Consider the following 20,116-nt stretch of genomic DNA (forward strand, 5'->3'; position numbering starts at 1 on the left):
ATAAATATGAAAGTTACAGTTGTTGGTGCAGGTGCAGTAGGTGCTAGTTGTGCAGAATACATTGCTATTAAAAATTTTGCTTCTGAAGTTGTTATTTTAGACATTAAAGAAGGTTTTGCAGAAGGTAAAGCAATGGATTTAATGCAAACAGCTTCTTTAAATGGTTTTGATACTAAAATTACTGGAAGCACAAATGATTATACTAAAACTGCAAATTCTGATGTTTGTGTAATTACTTCGGTATTCCTAGAAAACCAGGGATGACTCGTGAAGAATTAATTGGTATTAATGCCGGAATTGTAAAAATGGTTTCTGCTAGTTTAATCGAGCACTCTCCAAACACAATTATCATTGTAGTTTCGAATCCTATGGATACTATGACGTATTTAGTTCATAAAACTACAGGATTACCTAAAAATAGAATTATCGGAATGGGTGGTGCATTAGACTCTGCTCGTTTTAAATATAGATTAGCAGAAGCTTTAGGTGCTCCTATTTCTGATGTTGACGGAATGGTAATTGGTGGGCATTCAGATAAAGGAATGGTTCCTTTAACTAGATTAGCTACTAGAAACTCTGTTCCTGTTTCAGAATTTATTTCAGAAGAAAGATTAGAACAAGTAAAACAAGATACTAAAGTTGGTGGTGCAACATTAACTGGTTTATTAGGAACTTCTGCTTGGTATGCTCCTGGTGCTGCAGTTTCTGGTATGGTACAAGCAATTGCTTGTGATACTAAAAAAATCTTTCCATGTTCTACTTTATTAGAAGGAGAATTTGGTTTAAACGATTTATGTATCGGAGTTCCTGTTGTTTTAGGTAAAAACGGAATTGAAAATATTGTAGAAATCAACTTAAGCGATGCAGAAAAATCTCATTTAGAAGAATCTGCTGCGGGTGTTTCTAAAACAAACGGTTTATTAGAATTATAAGAAATTCTTATTTAAATTATAATTAAAAAGTCTAGCTTTAAAAAGCTAGACTTTTTTTATTACTATAATTTAAAACTTTTAAATTATGACAATCCGGAAATAACTCCGTTTTTATCGATAAACATATTTTCTGATGCAGGTTTTGAAGGCAACCCAGGCATTCTCATCATTTTACCAAGAATAGGAATAACAAATTGTGCACCGGCTGCTATCTCAATTTCACGAACTGTAATTACAAAGTTTTTAGGCCTACCTATTAATTTATCATTATCAGAAAATGATTTTTGTGTTTTCGCCATACAAACAGCAAAATCATTAAAACCTAACCTATCAATTCTTTTTAGATTTAATAGCGCTTTGTTATCGTAAACAACCTTATCTGCACCATAAATTTCTTTAGCAATTATTTCTATTTTATCTTTTATAGGAGATTGCCAATTATACAAAGGCTTGTATTGTGTTGCTTTTGTTTCTACTACTTCTACAACAGCTTTTGCTAGATCACTTGTACCTTCACCTCCGTTAGCCCATCCTTTAGAGAGAACCGCTTTTACACCTAATTTTGCACAACTTTCAATTAAAAAATTAACTTCTTCTTCAGAATCAGAAATAAAAAAATTTATTGCAACTACAGGTTCTATATTAAACTTTCTAATATTTTCTATATGCTTCTCTAAATTAGCAAAACCTTTTTTTACTTTTACCAAATCTGCAGTATCATAAGCATCTTTTAACGCGCCACCGTGATGACGTAAAGCTCTAATTGTAGCTACTAAAACTACACATTTAGGATTTAAATCTGCAAACTGAGATTTAATATTTAGAAATTTTTCAGCACCTAAATCTGCTCCAAAACCAGCTTCTGTAACAACATAATTAGACAAAGAAAGTCCCATTTTAGTTGCAATAATAGTGTTAGTACCTTGTGCAATGTTTGCAAATGGTCCGCCATGAATAATTGCAGGATTTTCTTCTAAAGTTTGTACCAAATTTGGTTTAATAGCATCTTTTAATAAAATTGCCATCGCATTTTCGGCTTTCAAATCTCTTGCAAATACTGGCTTTTTATCGAAAGTAAAACCAATAAAAATGTTACCCAATCGTTCTTTTAAATTTTCTAAATCAGAAGCCATACAAAGAATTGCCATAACTTCTGATGCCGGAGTAATATTAAAGCCATCTTGTCTAGGTATTCCGTTTGCTGTTCCTCCCAAACCAATAGTTACATCTCTAAGAGCTCTATCATTCATATCTATAACACGTTTCCAAAGAATAGTTCTAGGATCGATGTTTAAGTTCTTTGTTTTACTTTGGATGTTATTATCAATCAAAGCAGATAGTAAGTTATTGGCTTTTTCGATTGCATTAAAATCTCCTGTAAAATGCAGATTGATGTCTTCCATTGGCACAACTTGAGAATATCCACCGCCAGCTGCACCACCTTTAATTCCGAAAACAGGCCCTAAAGAAGGTTCTCTCAAAACCACTGTCGCTTGTTTCCCAATCTTATTCAATCCTTCAGTTAATCCTATGGAAACTGTTGTTTTACCTTCTCCAGCAGGAGTTGGAGTTAATGCAGTTACCGGAACCAAATTATTTTCTTTCACTTTGGTTTCATCTATTAAATGTAATGGCAATTTAGCTTTGTATTTACCATACATTTCTAAATCGTCTTCTTTCACATTTATTTTTGCTGCAATTTCTTTTATATGCAACAACTTTTTTGCTTGAGCAATTGCAATATCTGTTTGGTGTTTCATTTTTATATAATCTGAATGTTATTTTATCAATTTTGAAAAATAAATATAGTTAAATTTCATATTCTATAAAACGATAATCAGAATCGAAACAAACTTTAACATATAAATAATTTTCACTCTAACAAACTCATTTAAATAAGATTATATATTTAGAAAGTAAAACAACATTTTTTTATATATTTGGCGCATGCAAGCAAAATGGTACTTTAGTACTTTCTTTTTAATATTTATATACTTTGGCGCATTCCAAGAGCAAGTTTCTTTACCAAACCAAGAAATTGTTCTGAAATTTGTTGATGCAAATATTAATGAAAAAGATATTGAAAAATCTATTGCAGAAGTTAAAGAAAAACTACTAAAAGTTGGGATTACAAATATTGTAATTCATAAATCTGAAACTAGCACATTAAAGATCTCTTATTTTAGTAAGATTGATATTAAAAACATAAGAGAAATTCTTTCTAAAGAGAATAAATTACTTTTAAATACAAATTCTCCTTACAAGAACTCAACAAATTATAATCTTGATGTTTACGAACTAAATGATGCAACACAACTATCTAATGTAGATAAGAAGTTTGTATTCGAAATTAAATACAATTCAGATCGTTTTACTACTGTTAACTATAGTGCTTTAATTAAAAACTTAGAAAGTAGTACAGCAGAACAATTGTATAAAACTGCTTACAAAGTAAATAAGGACAATCCTTTTACAAAAGATAAAGCTTCTTGTAAAGAACCGAAGTTAGGGCTGGCCCAAAGTCTTATCTATCTTAACAAAAGTATTTTTAAACACTTTTTAAGAATACACTTCAATTTTATGAGAACCATACTCATAAGCTAAAAAAACATACAAAAAAATTAATTGTCTGATAATTCGAGAAACTATATATTTGCTCGTTTTTAACAAAAAAAGCAGACAATAAAATAAAAAACATGCAAAACAAAGGACTTATTAAAGTATTCGCTATCCTTTTCGGAATAGTGAGTTTATATCAACTATCATTTACATTTTTAGCCAATAAGGTAGAAGATGATGCAAAAGTATATGCAGAAGAAAAAGTAACTGATAATGATGCTAGATTAAAAGCAACAACAGAAAAAAAATATTTAGACAGTGTTGCTAATAAAAACATTGTAGATTTAGGTATTGCAGAATACACTTATAACGATGTAAGAGACAAAGAAATGAATCTTGGTCTTGATTTAAAAGGTGGTATTAATGCAATCTTACAAGTTTCTGTAAAAGAAGTTTTAAAGAATTTATCTAACGATTCTAAAAACGAAGCTTTTAACAAGGCTTTAGAAATTGCAGACGAGAAGCAAAAAAGTAGTAACTCTAACTATTTAGATTTATTTTTCGAAGAATTCGAATTACTTGCTGGAGATACTAAATTAAGCGATCCATCAATTTTTGGTACGAAAGCATTAAGTGATAAAATCTCTTTTAACGAAAACAATATTTCTGTTAGAGAAACTTTACAAAAAGAAATAAACAGTTCTATTGGTACTGCTTTTGAAGTATTAAGAAGTAGAATTGATAAATTTGGAGTTTCTTCTCCAAACATTCAAAGAATTGGTAACTCCGGTAGAATTCAAATTGAATTACCTGGTGCTAAAGACATCGAACGTGTAACTTCTTTAATTACAAGTAAAGCAGAATTACAGTTTTGGGAAGTTTACACAAATGCAGAAGTTTTACAATATTTATCTGTAGCAAACTCTAAGTCTATCGAGTTATTAAAAGATACATCTGTAACTGAAAAAGTAAAGGACACTACTAAAAAAGATGATATTGATGATTTATTAGGAGAATCTATCGATTCTACACAAGTAAATCAAAAAATGCTTTTCTCTTACTTAAGCCCAATGCAAGCACAAATAAGCTCTACAATTGGTTATTCTAAAGTAATTGATACTGCAAAAGTAAATGATTTATTAAAGAGAAAAGAAATTAGAGATTTATTACCAAACGAGTTACGTTATGTAAAATTCTTATGGGATTATAAATCTTTTTCTACAGAAAGAAATGCAACTTCAGATGATGAGTTTGAAGCTGATGAAATTGTTGCTTTATACGCTATAAAATCTAACAGAAATGATGTTGCACCTTTAGAAGGTGATGTAATTTTAGATGCGTCTCAAGTATACAGTCAATTAAACAAGCTAGAAGTAAGCATGACAATGAATAGTGGTGCAACAAAAGCTTGGGCAAAATTAACAACAGATTTAGCTGCACAACCAAACAAATTTATTGCTGTAGTATTAGATGATAACGTTTATACAGCACCAACAGTAAATAATGCAATTACAGGTGGTAGCACTTCTATTTACGGTGGAAGCATGACTGTTGCAGAAGCAGAAGATATTGCTACAGTATTAAAGGCAGGTAAATTACCAGCTGCTGCAAGAATTATTCAAGCAGAAGTTGTTGGGCCTTCTTTAGGTCAAGAATCTATCAACGCTTCTATCAACTCATTTGGTTTAGCTATTTTATTAGTTTTAATCCGGATGGTTTTATACTATGGTAAAGCTGGTTTATATGCAGATATTGCATTAGCAGTAAACATTTTATTTATCTTCGGTATTTTAGCATCATTTAATGCTGTATTAACTTTACCTGGTATTGCTGGTATTATCTTAACAATAGGTATGTCTGTAGATGCCAACGTAATTATATTCGAAAGAATTAAAGAAAGTTTATCTAAAAAGAAAGGTTTAAAGCAATCTGTAGAAGAAGGATTCTCTGTAAAAGGAGCATTATCTGCAATTATTGATGCAAACATTACTACATTATTAACAGGTATTATTTTATATGTTTTTGGTACAGGACCAATTAAAGGTTTTGCTTTAACATTAATGATTGGTATTGCAACATCTTTATTTACTGCAGTATTTATTACACGTTTATTAATTGACGGTGCTGTAAATAAAAATTCTAAATTAACATTTAACACTTCTTTCTCTAAAGGATGGTTCCAAAATATTAATGTAGAATTCTTAAAGAAACGTAAAATTGCTTATGTAATTTCCGGTGCAATTATTATTGGAGGTTTAATCTCTATTTTTTCTATCGGATTAAAGCAAGGTGTAGATTTTAAAGGTGGTAGATCTTATGTTGTTCGTTTTGATCAAGACATGAATGCTACAGAAGTTGCAGAAACTTTAAAAGGAGCATTTGGTACTGCACCGAAGTAAAAACTTATGGTACGCCAAATCAATTAAAAATTACAACAGTTTATAAAATAGAAGACGAAGGACAAGAAGTAGACGAAGAAGTACAGAGCACTTTATTTACAGGTTTACAATCTTATTTAGGTGAAACTTCTTACGAAAACTTTAAACCAGGTTTCGAAAAAGAAAGTGCTGGTGTAATGAGTTATATTAAAGTAGAACCAACTATTGCAGATGATATTAAAACATCAGCATTATATGCAGTATTCGGTTCTTTATTAGTAGTATTCTTATACATTTTATTACGTTTTAGAAAAGTATCTTTCTCTATTGGTGCTGTAATTGCAGTTTTCCATGATGTATTAATCGTATTAGGTGTATTCTCTATCACTTATAGCTTTATGCCTTTTGACATGGAAATTGGTCAATCGTTTATTGCGGCAATATTAACCGTTGTTGGTTATTCGCTAAATGATACCGTGGTAATATTCGATAGAATTAGAGAATTTGCAGGTATCCATTCTAACTGGAAATACAGCGAAGTTGTAGACAAAGCATTAAGTTCTACTTTAGGAAGAACAATCAACACTTCTTTAACAACATTATTAGTAATGTTAGCAATCTTCTTATTTGGTGGAGATTCTATTAAAGGATTTATGTTTGCCTTAATTGTAGGTGTAGCAGTTGGTACATATTCATCTTTATTTGTGGCAACACCAATAATGTTTGATACTTCAAAAAAAGAAGAAAAGAACAAATAGTTCTAACTTAACTTAACAAAAACCGTTTTCTTGTGCTTAAACATAAGAAAACGGTTTTTTCATTTCATTAATAGCAGTTATATTTGCAAACTTATGAGTATTATAAAACTTCAAGACCTTTATTTTAAACCTTATATTAATAAGGATAAAATTTCGGCAATTGTAAAGTATTTAGCAACAGCTGTAAAAGCAGATTTACCAAAAGATGAAGTTCCAATTTTTGTAGGAATTTTAAACGGATGCTTTTTATTTGCAGCAGATTTTATTAGAGAATATCAAGGCGATTGTGAAGTCTCTTTTGTTAAGCTAGCTTCTTACAATGGCACAAGTAGTACAGATAATGTTAAACAGTTAGTTGGTATTAACGAAGATTTAACTGGCAGAACCGTTATCATCTTAGAAGACATTATAGATACAGGTACAACGCTTCAAGAAATTTATAATATCTTTAAAGATAAAAATGTAAAGCAACTAAAAGTAGCTACATTATTTTTTAAACCAGATGTTTTTAGAAAAGAACTACCCATAGATTATATCGGTCAAAGTATCGAAGATAAATTTATTGTTGGTTATGGTTTAGATTATAATGGTTTAGGAAGAAATTACCTGAAATATATCAATTATCAACAACACCACAAATGAAAAACATCGTATTATTTGGCCCTCCAGGAGCTGGAAAAGGAACACAAGCAGAGTATTTAAAAGAAATGTATAATTTAGTACACATTTCTACTGGAGACGTATTCCGTTTTAACATCAAAAACCAAACAGAACTTGGTATGTTGGCTAAAAAATATATGGATGATGGAAATTTAGTACCAGATGAGGTTACTATTAACATGCTAAAAGCAGAAGTAGAAAAAAATACAGATGCTAAAGGTTTTATTTTTGATGGTTTTCCAAGAACAGAATCTCAAGCAGAAGCTTTAGATGCATTTTTAGCGGAAAAAGGAGAACAAATAAATGGTATGGTTGCTTTAGAAGTGCCGGAAGACGTATTAGTTACTCGTTTATTAGAAAGAGGTAAAACAAGCGGAAGAACAGACGATACCGACGAAGGTAAAATTAGAAACCGCTTTAATGAATACAACACAAAAACTGCAATTCTTAAAGATTATTTTGAAGCTCAAAATAAATATTACGGAATTAATGGTGTTGGTTCTATAGAAGAAATAACACAAAGAATTTCTAAAGTATTTGATACTTTATAAATTTTTAAATTAAATGTAATTAAGCATTTAATTTTATATTTAATTAGAAAACATGACTGAAGGAAATTTTGTCGATTATATAAAGATTTACGCATCTTCGGTAAAGGAGGTCAAGGTTCTGTGCATTTACACAGAGAAAAATTCATTACCAAAGGAGGACCTGATGGTGGTGATGGTGGCCGTGGAGGACACATAATTTTGCGTGGAGATAAAAACATGTGGACATTATTTCACTTAAAGTTTAAACGTCATTTTAGAGCAGAAGGTGGTGGCGCAGGAAGTGCAAGTAGAAGTACTGGTAAAGATGCAGAAGATATCTATATCGATGTTCCTTTAGGTACAATTATTAGAGATGCAGATACGGATGAAATTTTGCATGAAATTACAGAAGATCAAAAAGAAGTAATCTTATTACCTGGTGGTAAAGGCGGACTTGGAAACTGGAATTTTAAATCTTCTACAAACCAAACACCAAGATACGCTCAACCTGGTATCGATGGTCAAGATGGTTGGTTTAGAATCGAATTGAAGTTATTAGCAGATGTTGGTTTGGTTGGTTTTCCTAATGCGGGTAAATCTACTTTATTATCTGTTTTAACTGCTGCAAAACCTAAAATTGCAGATTATGCTTTTACAACACTAAAACCAAATTTAGGTATTGTAGAATATAGAAATCATCAATCTTTTGTAATTGCAGATATTCCTGGTATTATAGAAGGTGCTGCAGAAGGTAAAGGTTTAGGTCATCGTTTTTTACGTCATATCGAAAGAAACTCTGCGTTATTATTCTTAGTTCCTGCAGATAGTGATGACATTAATAAAGAATATGAAATTCTTTTAAACGAGCTTAAAAAACACAATCCAGAGTTGTTAGATAAGGATAGATTGTTAGCTATTTCTAAAACAGATATGTTAGATGAAGAGTTACAAGCAGAAATTAAAGCCGAATTACCAAAAGGTGTAGAAGCTATCTTTATTTCTTCGGTTGCTCAAAAAGGTTTACAAGAATTAAAAGACAAACTTTGGAAAATGCTGAATTAAAAAAATCAGTTTTAAAACAAATTTAAAAAGCCATTTTAGAGAATCTATATTTTCTAAAATGGCTTTTTTATTCTTTTAATTCTATTAAAATGGGCAGCCTATATTTTGTTGTTACAGGAATTCCTCTTTTAATAGCAGGATATATTTTAGGTATTTTATTTACAGAAAGTAGTATAATACTATCTAACTGTGGTAAACTGTTTTTAATTGCTTCGGATGATTCTATGTCTTTTAATAAAATAGTTCCTTTAGAATCTATTACTAAGTCCACAAAAACTATTTCTGAAACAGCCTTATCTACAGCAAACTCATGTTTTAGTAACTCCTCTCCTATTTTATTATGAATTGTATTTCTAAAACAATTCGATTTTTCTTCTTTAGCTATTAGAGAATCACAAACTTTAAAAGAAGGCGAAGTATCTACCGAAGAAAAATTAACAATTGTATCTAATGCCTGTGTTTGCTTTTTTGTACCAAAAGAAAAATTAGTACAAGAAGCAAATACTGCAATAAAAAGCATCAGAAAAACTGTTCGAAATACCATTATATAAAGTTAACGTAATTTAAATAAATAATAATTTTTATTCTACCATTATAGAAAACGGAAAACTATAAGCAACCTTAACGGTTTTACCTCTTTGAGTTGCTGGTGTCATTTTAGGTAAAGAAGTCGCAATTCTTATAGCTTCTTCCTTAATTTTAGGATGCGGCGCTCTTGCATCAATATTAATTACATTACCTTTTTCATCTACTTTAAAAAGTATAATAATCTTTTTTAAACCAACAGTTAATCCTAATTTACTTGGAAGATTTGCGTCAAAATTTTTCAGAAAATGTCTTTTAACACCTAAACTAAAGCAATTTTTAATTTCTTTTGAAGAACTTTTTTCACAACCAGGAAAAATTGGCGGCGTTTCTATGATAGTAAAAGATACTGGTTTTAATGATTTTTTAGTTAATTCTGTAAAAATATTACTTGCATCAACAGTTTTGTTTTTTGAAACATTTGTATCAGAAGTATTTAATGTTCCGCCTAAAGAGTTTAAGTTTTCTTTCATTTTATCTAAAGAAGACTTCATCTTTTTATATTGATCAGAATTTTTATTAGATACATAAGAAAGTGATTTTTCTAAAGATAAGATAGCCTTTTTTAACCGTGCAATTTCTTGTTTTTTTAATGCTAGATTTTTTGCGTTATCTAAAGCATCTTGCTTTTCCTTTTTTTGTTTTAAAACTTTTAATTTATTTACCGATTTATTAGGAGAATCTTTAGCATCTAAGTTATTAGTATATGCCACAAGCATATCTTTATAGCTTTGTGAAGATTTGTTTTTATTCAACTTAAAAAAGCTTTAAAATATTCTTCTGCTTTTATGTAATCTCCTAAATCATAAAAAAATTAGAGCCAAAAATGGCTATTTTCTCTTGAGTAATTCCGTTATTTAATTCTTTATTTTTTTGTAAATATTTGGTTGTTTTTTCTAAATCTAACGCCTCAAAACTTTTAAGCGCTTTATTAAAATAAACTCTTGCCAAGTCTTTATTATCTTGTGCTTGTATAGAAAAAGAAAATATTAGTAATAATAATGTTAGTAGTAATCTCATTTTTTAGGAGTAATTGAAACAATGTTTTATTTGCATTGTAAAACTACTAAAATTTAATGAATTACTCTTCTAACTTCTCACCTCTCATAAAGTAGTCTTTTTTAATTTCTGATATTCTTTTTGTACATATTCGCTTTCTACTTTATCTAAATTTTTAAAACGATCATTATAGCTTTTATACTGTTTGTAAGCCATTTTTTTATCCTTATAAAGATCGTCTGTTATTTTAGCTACCTGAAATTTTGCATTGTGATTTTTACGGTTTTCTTCAAATGCTTTTTCATAAAAACGCAAAGCCATTTTAGGTCGTTTCATTTTATAATATGCAGATGCCAAACCATAATATTCTTCGTCTCGTTTTTCTTTACCAATAGTTGCTGCTCTTAAGTAATTAAACATTGCTTTAGAAAAATTTTCTTTTTTAATATCTATATGGCCTAAATAGGTAAAAGTCTTAAAATTAGTTGCATCTATTTCTGCTGCATTTTCAAATCTTACTTTTGCATTGTCAAAATCTTCTAAATTGTAATACACTTTACCTAACATTGTGTTTGTAAACAAATCCATAGGTTTTATACTATCTAGCTTTAACAAAATGGGCACAATCTCTTTATACTTTTTCTCTCTGTAAAATTGATTTACCTTCACCTTATTTATATTGATATGGTTTGGTGCAACTGCTAAACCTTTATTAATAAACAAATAAGTAGAATCCTTTTCTCTTAACTTAAAAAAACTAAGAGCCAATTTTGAAATTGACTTTACATGTAAACTATCCTTTTTATAAGTTTTGATAAAGCTATTTATCATACGATCTCTATCTTTTGTGTAGGCATATGCTAATCCTAATTGATAAGAATAATGAGCATTTGTACTATCTTTTTCTATTAAATCTTTAAATAAAGAAATGGCTTTTTTGCTTTTTCTATACTGTAAATACAACTTACCCAATTGATATTCTAAAATTAAGTTTAAAGAATCTTTTGCCAGTAATTTCTCATAAATAGCAATTGACTGATTCGATTTACTTAATTTTTGATATGCTTTTGCCAATTTTAAACTCGCTTTTTTATCCTCTTTAAAATCTAAAGCTTTTTCTAAATAATTCGCTGTTTCTTTATAGTTATCGATAGATTCGTAAATAACAGCAGTTTTATAGTTTGACAAAAACGATTGGTCTTTTATTGCCTTTAGTTTTTTTAATGCTAAATGATATCTACCATTATCTGATAAACTATCTATCGCAGAAAAAGCCGAGGTTTGCGCCCCGACTTTTACCACCACAAATAGTAATACAATTAAAATTCTCTTTTTCATTTATTTTAAATTAGTTTACCAAAATAGTAAATGGTACATTGTAACTAACCACAACTTTTCCTTCTTTATTTTCACCAGGAATCATTTTTGGCAAACTACTCATTACTCTTAAAACTTCTTCTTTAATTTCTTGATGTGGAGCTCTGGCTTTCAAATCTATAACCTCTCCATTTTTATCTATTTTAAAACCAACAAAAACTCTTTTTTTACCTGATGATAAGCCCAAATTATCTGGTAAGTTTGTATCAAAATTTTTACTAAAATGTTGTTGAATACTTTTATGAAGACAATTTTTATCTCCTTCCTCACATCCTGGAAAAGTTGGAGCCTTTTCTATTTTTAAAATATTTACAGAACTATCGTTAGAACTTCTTTTCTCTTTTTTCAAAACAGAAAAATCAGGAACCATAACTAAAACCTTTCTGTTATCTTGATAAGTGAAAATTTTCAAACTTACAACTCTCTCTCTGTTTCTGGCTTTTGCAAAACTATCTAAGATATTCATTCTAGATAAATATTCTTCTTTTTCACCATCATTTAAATCCTCAAACGCTAACTCCTCTCCTTGAGGTATTCTAAATTCTTCTCCTATTCCTATGTAAGAATCAAAATAGGTTTCTTTTTTTCCTGTATTAACATTGATTTTCCCATTATCATTGTAATATAATTTCGTAAGTTTTTTTGTCCACTAATTAAATTAGATTCATTTTCAGAACACGAGGTATAAAAAAGCATACTCATTAATACCGGAATCAATACCAAATACTTTAACTGATTCATTTTTTTAGATTGTTTTTTCTTCATCATAATAATTCTTTTTTTAATTAATGTTTGTTTGTAAAATTGGTTGATAAATGCAATATCTTCAACCTGAAAAAAACTTGATAGCAATTTATTTATGTAATTTTCTTTGGGTTCATTTTTGGTGGCAACTTCATCAGAAATATATTCGTGCACTAGGGTAATTCTTTTTTGGTAAATAAAAATCATCGGATTAAACCACATTATAATTTTTAAAAACTCAAACAATAATAAATCTAAAGAGTGCTTTTGAGTACTATGTACTAACTCGTGCGCAATTATTTGTTCTTTTTGATTTTCTGGGATTTCTTCTCCTAAAAAAATATAATTAAAAAACGAAAATGCTTTTGATTGATTCGGGATTAAAACCAAAGTATACCCTACTTTTCTTACAAGTTTATAAGAATTAATAAGCTTGAATATTTGTATTAATTTTGATAAAAAAACCACTGTAAAAACAATAACACCAATGGCAAATATGATATCGATATAATTTAAAGATTGATACCACGTTGATTTCTGAATAACAGTTTCTGGAGATATAACGACTTCTGGCAAGTACACAATATATTCTTGCGGAACCGCTTTTTGAAATGTTGGTATTTTTATTAATGGTAATAAAAAAGACAGTATTGGTGTGCTTAACAAATACCATCTATTTTTAGTGAAAAAGGTTTCTTTACTTAAAAAGAAATCATAAATAGTTAAAAACAATATTTGAAATAAGATTACTTGAATTATATAATTAATCATAGCATTTAATTTTTTATTCTTTCTTATTAACTTCTTTTAAAATAGACTCTAACTCTTTAACATCCATTTTGTTTTCTTTTACAAAAAAAGAAACCATACTTTTAAAAGACCCATTAAAATAACCATTCATTAATTTATGTAAACTCTGGTTGCTATAAGTTTCTTTGTCTATTATTGGGTAATACATAAAACCTCTACCTAACGGTTTGTGCGCTACAAATTCTTTATTTTCTAAAATTCTTACTATTGTAGAAACAGTATTGTATGCTGGTTTAGGTTCAGTAAAACAGCTATAATTTCTTTTACAGAGGCTTCATTTAAATCCCACAATACTTGCATTATTTGCTCTTCTGCTTTTGTTAATTGTTTACTCATATTATAACTAAGTTTTTAGTTCAACAATACAAATATAACTAAAAAATTAGTTTAAACTAATTTTTTAGTTATAAATTAATGTAACAAACGTTTTATAACTTCGTCTTACAATAAAAGTACTTATGGATATTTTTTTATTAATAATAGGTTTCTTACTGGTTCTTTTAGGAATTGTAGGTTCATTTTTACCTGTTTTACCTGGTCCTTTAACAGGTTGGTTGGGTTTGTTAATCTTACATTTTACATCTGTAATAGCAACTAATTGGACTTTCTTAGGAATTACATTGGCAATTGCAATTCTAATTTGGGTATTAGATTATATAATTCCGGCAATAGGAACTAAACGTTTTGGTGGCAGTAAAAATGGTGTTTATGGCACAACAATAGGTTTATTTATTGGTTTGTTTTTTATTCCGATTCCTTTTGGTTTGTTAATTGGTGCTTTTTTTGGCGCATTAATTGGCGAACTTATGTATGATAGTAAAGATACAAACAGAGCTTTAAAGGCTTCTTTCGGTTCGTTTATAGGAATTTTAGCTTCTGCAACTATAAAGTTTTCGGTATCTTTTGTTTTTGTAATTCTATTTCTGATGAAATTTTGGGAATACAAAGCTTCTTTTTTCTAATTCTAATTTTGACAAAAGATATAAGTTTATAAAAAATTGCGACATAAAATAGAATTGTATAATAGCTTACAAATGCGCTTAGCCCTGATTGCAGCATTGTTTGAGCTCTTTTTTTATTCTTTTTCTGAATAAAAAAAGCGATTGCGTAAAGCAGGAATAGCTTCAAAAAAAGAAATTTTGTTGAGTTTAGAGCAAAAAAAAGCGTCCCATTTAAGGGAAGCTTTCCATTGGTTAACAAAACCACGACACTTTTTATAAAGTGCCAAACAACACAACTAAATGCTACTTCAACAAAAAGTAGCGGGCAAATATACAACGTTTTATGATATCTACAAGAAATATTTATTATTTTCTTGAAATCTACAATTGTTAAATTCTTGAAAGATTGTATCTTTGCAGTCTTTAAAAATTTATCATTAATATATAAGAAATGCAATTATCAGAACAAGAAGTTGTACGTAGAGAAAAGCTTACAAAATTAAGAGATTTGGGTATCAACCCTTATCCTGCAGAATTATTTCCGGTAGATACCAATTCGAAAGAGATTAAAGAGAACTTTGCGGAAGATAAACAGGTGGTTATTGCAGGTAGATTAATGGTAATTAATATACAAGGTAAAGCCTCTTTTGCACAGTTACAAGATGGTGAAGGTAGAATTCAGCTTTATTTTAATAGAGATGAAGTTTGTACTGGCGAAGACAAATCTTTATACAATAATGTCTTTAAGAAATTATTAGATTTAGGAGATTTTGTAGGAATTACCGGAACACTTTTTACAACCAAAGTTGGTGAAAAAACCGTTATGGTTAAAGATTTTAAGTTATTATCTAAAGCTTTAAAGCCTTTACCAATGCCAAAAGTAAAAGACGGTGTTACTTATGATGCGTTTACAGATCCAGAGATGCGTTACAGACAGCGTTATGCAGATTTAGTTGTAAACCCACATGTAAAAGAAGTTTTTATTAAAAGAACAAAATTGTTTAATGCAATGCGTTCTTTCTTTAATGATGCTGGTTATTTTGAAGTTGAAACTCCAGTTTTACAACCTATTCCTGGTGGTGCTGCGGCAAGACCATTTATTACACATCACAATTCTTTAGATATACCGTTATACATGAGAATTGCAAATGAGTTATATTTAAAAAGACTTATTGTTGGTGGTTTTGATGGTGTTTATGAGTTTTCTAAAAACTTTAGAAACGAAGGAATGGACAGAACACACAATCCTGAATTTACAGCTATGGAAATCTATGTTTCTTACAAAGATTACAACTGGATGATGGATTTCTGTGAGAAATTATTAGAACATTGTGCTATTGCGGTTAACGGTACTTCTGAAGCTACTTTTGGTGAACATAAAATTGATTTTAAAGCACCGTATGCTAGAGTTACAATGGCAGATTCTATTAAGCATTTTACTGGTTTCGACATTACAGGAAAAACAGAAGATGAAATTAGAGAAGCTGCTAAAGGAATGAATATTCCTGTTGATGAAACAATGGGTAAAGGAAAATTAATTGATGAAATTTTTGGTGAAAAATGTGAAGGAAACTACATTCAGCCAACATTTATTACAGATTATCCTAAAGAAATGTCTCCGCTTTGTAAAGAGCACAGAGATAATCCAGAATTAACAGAACGTTTCGAATTAATGGTTTGTGGTAAAGAAATTGCTAATGCATATTCAGAATTAAACGACCCGATTGATCAAAGAGAACGTTTCGAACATCAGCTTAAATTGGCTCAAAAAGGTGACGATGAAGCTACAGAGTTTATAGATCACGATTTCTTACGTTCTTTAGAATATGGTATGCCACCTACTTCGGTATGGGAATTGGTATGGACAGGTTGATTATGTTCTTAACCAACAACCAATCGATACAAGAAGTACTTTTCTTTCCTCAAATGAGACCAGAGAAAAAAGCACCTTCTATCGAGTTAAACGACGAAGAAAAAGCGGTTTTAGCTATGATTGAAAAAGCTGAAAAAATAGACTTAAACGAATTAAAAACCCAATCTGGTTTATCTAATAAAAAATGGGATAAAACTATTAAAGGTTTAACCAAAAAAGAAGTTGCCAAAGTAAGTAAAACAGACGAAGGTTTGTTTGTAGAAGCTTTATAAAACTTCTAATTAAACATAAAGTTTTAAAAAGGAACTACAGAAATGTAGTTCCTTGTTTTTTTTACCAAATCTTTGGTTGACTACTAATAAATTTTACTCTAAGTTTGTTACTAAAATAGGAATATTAAGAAATGACAGATTATAAAAAAATTATCGAAAACATTTATCTTGATGTAAAAAATTCTGAAGATAATGGTAAAGTTGCCAATTACATACCGGAATTAGGTTGTGTTTCTGCTGAAAATTTCGGTATTAGCATCACAACTATAGATAAACAAAATTATGGTGTTGGTGATTTTGAAAAAGAAGTTTTCTATCCAGAGTATTTCTAAAATCTTATCATTAACATTAGCTTATAAATTAGAAGGAGAAAACTTGTGGCAACGTATAGATGTAGAACCTTCGGAAATCCTTTTAATTCTTTGCAACAATTAGAATCTGATAAAGGTATTCCTAGAAATCCGTTTATAAATTCCGGTGCAATTGTTGTTTGCGATGTATTAATAGGTCATTTAAAAAATCCGAAAGAAGATTTTTTAGATTTCTGTAGAGAAATTGCAAACAATTACAGCATAAATTACAACAAAAAAGTTGCTGAATCAGAAAAAAGAACTGGTTTTAGAAACGTTGCACTTTGTAATTTTATAAAATCTTTTGGTAACATCAAAAACAATGTAGATGATGTTTTAGATTTCTATTTTCATATGTGTTCTTTAGAATTAACTTGTAAAGAATTAACAGAAATCTTTATGTACTTAACAGAAGAAAATTACACTACACATAAAAGAAACTCGATTATTACCGAAAGTCAGACTAAAAGAATTAATGCAATAATGCTTACGTGTGGTTTTTATGATGAATCTGGTGAGTTTTCTTTCCGCGTTGGTTTGCCTGGTAAATCTGGCGTTGGTGGCGGAATTGTAGCTATTCATCCTGATAAATATTGTATTTCTGTTTGGAGTCCGAAATTAAATAAAAAAGGGAATTCTTTTAAAGGAATGTTGTTTTTAGAAAAATTTACTACCGAGACAGCTTCTTCAATTTTTTAGTATTACTAACAACCTAAAGTGTTTGTATTTATATGAGTTTGTCTTTACATCCGAATAAAAATATTAAAGAAGTTTTAAGTTTAGAGGCTTTATTACAAACTCCTTTTCAAGGAAATACAAATGCAATTTGTTTAAAACGCGAGTTACAAGGTAATTTTGCTGAAATAATAGATAAAATTATTTGTACTGATAAAATTACAGTAATAAGTACAAAAGATTTAGAAACTTTAGAATTGACTACAGAAGGAAATTCAGCCCGTGAAATACTTTTAAATGACATGAAAGTATTAGAAGAAAAAGGCGCAGCGCCAGTTTTAAATATTATTAAGAATTACGATGCGGATGACAGTTTTCCTTTTTTCCTACAGATGTTTATTCTTTTCATGTCGACAAGTCGCCAATACCAACAGCAACGTATCTTTGTACTTACTTTGGAGAAGCAAGTGAAATTGTTTCAAATTCTGAAGCAACACAAAAAATCTTGATTCCGGAAATACGAAAAGAACTACTAAAATTGCATGACGGTAAAGAAGAAAATTTTGATGACTTTTTATCAGACTTTTACTTTGACTTGCATTACCAAACAAATCCCGATGCACAAATTACAAACTTGGGCATCGGAAATTTCCGAAATTAGCTGTAGATCATCCTACAAGCAAAGTTTTACCTTGTATACATAGAGCGCCAAAAGAAAAAGGGCAAACTCGTTTACTTATGATTTGTTAAATGATTATCCTTTAAATTTCATACCTAAATGCACCACTTTTTTTGTTTCAAAAAAGTCTTCTTCAAAATAATCTGGTAAGTTATAAATTGTTGCAGACGTATATAATTTAAGTTCTTCAGATAAATCTCCTCCTTTTAAATATAAAATTCCGTTTTTTAAATCGTGATTTTGCTTTTTAGCAATTTTACCTTTTGTCCAACCAACAAAAGTTTCCATTTGTGCTACTGCTCTACTTACAATAAAATCGTAGGTGTCGTTAATTTCTTCTACTCTACAATTCGAAGTTTTTACGTTTTCTAAACCTAAGCCTTCTTTAACTTCATTTACAACTTTAATCTTTTTACCAATAGAATCTACTAAATGAAATTGAGTTTCGGAAATAAAATTGCTAACGGAATTCCAGGAAAACCACCACCAGTACCAACATCCATAACTTTAGAACCTGGTTTAAACTGCATAACTTTTGCTATTCCTAAAGAATGTAAAACGTGGCGTAAATACAACTCGTCTATATCTTTTCTAGAAACAACGTTAATTTTTAAATTCCAATCTTTGTACAATTCTTGCAACTTGCTAAATTGTGCTATTTGCGTTTCTGATAAATTTTTAAAATATTTGTGAATGATATCCATCTTTGTAATGTTTGAATTGCAAAAATAGTTATTGTTAACAAACAATTAGTAACAAAACCTGACGTTTATCATAAAAAGCAATTTCAAAAAGTTTATTTTTGCAAATCAATATTAAAATACTGAATGAAAACAATAACTTTCTCTAGAGTTGATAAAGCTAAATTTTTTAGAACTCTAAATAAAAGAGTAAATACTTATTTTAAAGAAAATAATATCAAAAGAACCGGAAACTGGAAATTGTACTCAAAAGCAATTATAATGTTTTCTCTATTTTTAATTCCGTTTATACTTGTCTTAACTGTATCTATGCCACAATGGGCAATGGTTTTACTTATGGTTTTAACTGGTGTTGGAATGGCAGGTGTTGGTATGAATGTTATGCACGATGCAAACCACGAATCTTTTTCTAAAAGAAAATGGGTAAACAAATTAATGGGAAGCAGCATTTATATTTTGGCTGGTAACGTTTATAACTGGAAAGTGCAACACAATGTTTTACACCATACATTTACAAATGTAGAAGGTCATGACGAAGACATTGATGCTGGTAGAATAATTCGTTTTTCGCAACATTCTAAATGGTTTAATATTCATAAATTTCAAAAATATTACTCTATTTTCTTATATGGTTTATTAACTATTAACTGGGCAATTACTACAGATGTGAAGCAAATGCGTAGGTATTTAAAAAAGAAAATTATCTTATGGTAAATTTCCTAATCCTACTACAGAATGGACAAAATTAGTAATATCTAAAGTAGCGTATTATGCATTATGGATTGCTTTACCAATTTTAGTATTAGATATTTCTTGGTGGAAAGTAATTTTAGGCTTCTTTGTAATGCATTATACCGCTGGTATGATTTTGAGTTTAGTTTTTCAATTAGCACATATTGTACCAAATACAGACATGCCGTTACCAGATAAAGACGGAAATTTAGAGCACACTTGGGCAGTCCATCAATTATATACTACATCTAACTTTGCTCCTAGTAATTGGTTGGTAAATTTCTATACTGGTGGTTTAAATCATCAAGTTGAACATCATATTTTTCCGCACATTTCTCATGTACATTATAATAAATTAGCTAAAATTGTAAAAGAAACTGCAAGTGAGTTTAATTTACCTTATAATGAATACGATACTATGCGTAAAGCAATTATAGAACATTTTAGACACTTAGGAGTTTTAGGAAAAAATCCTGAAATAGCATAACAAAAACACACA

10 protein-coding genes and 9 pseudogenes are annotated in these 20,116 nt (G+C 29.4%); 10 read left to right on the forward strand and 9 right to left on the reverse strand.

Features of this window, described 5'->3' with window-relative positions; genetic code table 11:
• Nucleotides 1–6 precede the first annotated feature (6 nt).
• Nucleotides 7–932, forward strand: a pseudogene (gene mdh / locus ACZ1HD_RS12475) (malate dehydrogenase).
• A gap of 83 nt (nucleotides 933–1,015) precedes the next feature.
• Here the strand turns inward: mdh and ACZ1HD_RS12480 are convergent.
• Complete coding sequence (locus ACZ1HD_RS12480) at nucleotides 1,016–2,692, reverse strand: formate--tetrahydrofolate ligase (protein ID WP_472687608.1); 1,677 nt, start codon at nucleotides 2,690–2,692, stop codon at nucleotides 1,016–1,018.
• A gap of 187 nt (nucleotides 2,693–2,879) precedes the next feature.
• Here ACZ1HD_RS12480 and ACZ1HD_RS12485 point away from each other — a divergent pair, with 187 nt between their 5' ends.
• The 4 genes and pseudogenes from ACZ1HD_RS12485 to obgE all read left to right on the forward strand — a co-directional run bounded on the left by ACZ1HD_RS12485 (nucleotide 2,880) and on the right by obgE (nucleotide 8,879).
• Nucleotides 2,880–3,536 carry a hypothetical protein gene (locus ACZ1HD_RS12485; RefSeq protein WP_472687609.1) on the forward strand — a complete coding sequence of 219 codons (657 nt, stop codon included), beginning with the start codon at nucleotides 2,880–2,882 and terminating at the stop codon, nucleotides 3,534–3,536.
• A 92-nt stretch (nucleotides 3,537–3,628) separates the two neighbouring features.
• Nucleotides 3,629–6,627 (forward strand): annotated as a pseudogene (gene secDF / locus ACZ1HD_RS12490) (protein translocase subunit SecDF).
• Nucleotides 6,628–6,720: 93 nt separating this feature from the next.
• A pseudogene (locus ACZ1HD_RS12495) lies at nucleotides 6,721–7,838 on the forward strand (adenylate kinase).
• Nucleotides 7,839–7,890: 52 nt separating this feature from the next.
• Nucleotides 7,891–8,879: pseudogene (gene obgE / locus ACZ1HD_RS12500) on the forward strand (GTPase ObgE).
• A gap of 67 nt (nucleotides 8,880–8,946) precedes the next feature.
• Here the strand turns inward: obgE and ACZ1HD_RS12505 are convergent.
• From ACZ1HD_RS12505 to ACZ1HD_RS12535, 7 genes and pseudogenes are all read right to left on the reverse strand, one after another.
• Entirely contained in the window at nucleotides 8,947–9,399 is a 453-nt protein-coding gene (locus ACZ1HD_RS12505; RefSeq protein ID WP_340932866.1) for an energy transducer TonB, read from the reverse strand.
• 61 nt (nucleotides 9,400–9,460) lie between these two features.
• On the reverse strand, nucleotides 9,461–10,219 hold the full coding sequence (locus tag ACZ1HD_RS12510) for an energy transducer TonB (protein WP_472687610.1): 759 nt from the start codon (nucleotides 10,217–10,219) through the stop codon (nucleotides 9,461–9,463).
• 43 nt (nucleotides 10,220–10,262) lie between these two features.
• Nucleotides 10,263–10,484, reverse strand: coding sequence for a hypothetical protein (locus ACZ1HD_RS12515; RefSeq protein WP_472687611.1), 222 nt, complete (start codon nucleotides 10,482–10,484; stop codon nucleotides 10,263–10,265).
• Nucleotides 10,485–10,568: 84 nt separating this feature from the next.
• Nucleotides 10,569–11,801 (reverse strand): tetratricopeptide repeat protein, encoded by a 1,233-nt coding sequence (locus ACZ1HD_RS12520; protein ID WP_472687612.1) that lies wholly within the window; start codon nucleotides 11,799–11,801, stop codon nucleotides 10,569–10,571.
• Between the two features lie 10 nt (nucleotides 11,802–11,811).
• On the reverse strand, nucleotides 11,812–12,252 hold the full coding sequence (locus ACZ1HD_RS12525) for an energy transducer TonB (protein ID WP_472687613.1): 441 nt from the start codon (nucleotides 12,250–12,252) through the stop codon (nucleotides 11,812–11,814).
• 143 nt (nucleotides 12,253–12,395) lie between these two features.
• Nucleotides 12,396–13,355 (reverse strand): M56 family metallopeptidase, encoded by a 960-nt coding sequence (locus ACZ1HD_RS12530; RefSeq protein ID WP_472687614.1) that lies wholly within the window; start codon nucleotides 13,353–13,355, stop codon nucleotides 12,396–12,398.
• A gap of 13 nt (nucleotides 13,356–13,368) precedes the next feature.
• Nucleotides 13,369–13,730, reverse strand: a pseudogene (locus ACZ1HD_RS12535) (BlaI/MecI/CopY family transcriptional regulator).
• Nucleotides 13,731–13,852: 122 nt separating this feature from the next.
• Here ACZ1HD_RS12535 and ACZ1HD_RS12540 point away from each other — a divergent pair.
• The 4 genes and pseudogenes from ACZ1HD_RS12540 to ACZ1HD_RS12555 all read left to right on the forward strand — a co-directional run bounded on the left by ACZ1HD_RS12540 (nucleotide 13,853) and on the right by ACZ1HD_RS12555 (nucleotide 18,014).
• Entirely contained in the window at nucleotides 13,853–14,356 is a 504-nt protein-coding gene (locus ACZ1HD_RS12540; protein WP_079737104.1) for a DUF456 domain-containing protein, read from the forward strand.
• Between the two features lie 430 nt (nucleotides 14,357–14,786).
• A pseudogene (gene lysS / locus ACZ1HD_RS12545) lies at nucleotides 14,787–16,480 on the forward strand (lysine--tRNA ligase).
• A 131-nt stretch (nucleotides 16,481–16,611) separates the two neighbouring features.
• A pseudogene (locus ACZ1HD_RS12550) lies at nucleotides 16,612–17,529 on the forward strand (glutaminase).
• A gap of 32 nt (nucleotides 17,530–17,561) precedes the next feature.
• Entirely contained in the window at nucleotides 17,562–18,014 is a 453-nt protein-coding gene (locus ACZ1HD_RS12555) for a hypothetical protein (RefSeq protein WP_472687615.1), read from the forward strand.
• 245 nt (nucleotides 18,015–18,259) lie between these two features.
• On the opposite strand, the pseudogene rsmG reads toward ACZ1HD_RS12555, so the two are convergent.
• Nucleotides 18,260–18,888, reverse strand: a pseudogene (rsmG, locus tag ACZ1HD_RS12560) (16S rRNA (guanine(527)-N(7))-methyltransferase RsmG).
• A 123-nt stretch (nucleotides 18,889–19,011) separates the two neighbouring features.
• Here rsmG and ACZ1HD_RS12565 point away from each other — a divergent pair.
• Nucleotides 19,012–20,104 (forward strand): annotated as a pseudogene (locus ACZ1HD_RS12565) (fatty acid desaturase family protein).
• The last annotated feature ends 12 nt before the right edge of the window (nucleotides 20,105–20,116 follow it).

Source organism: Polaribacter sp. HA6-7 (genome assembly GCF_055693625.1).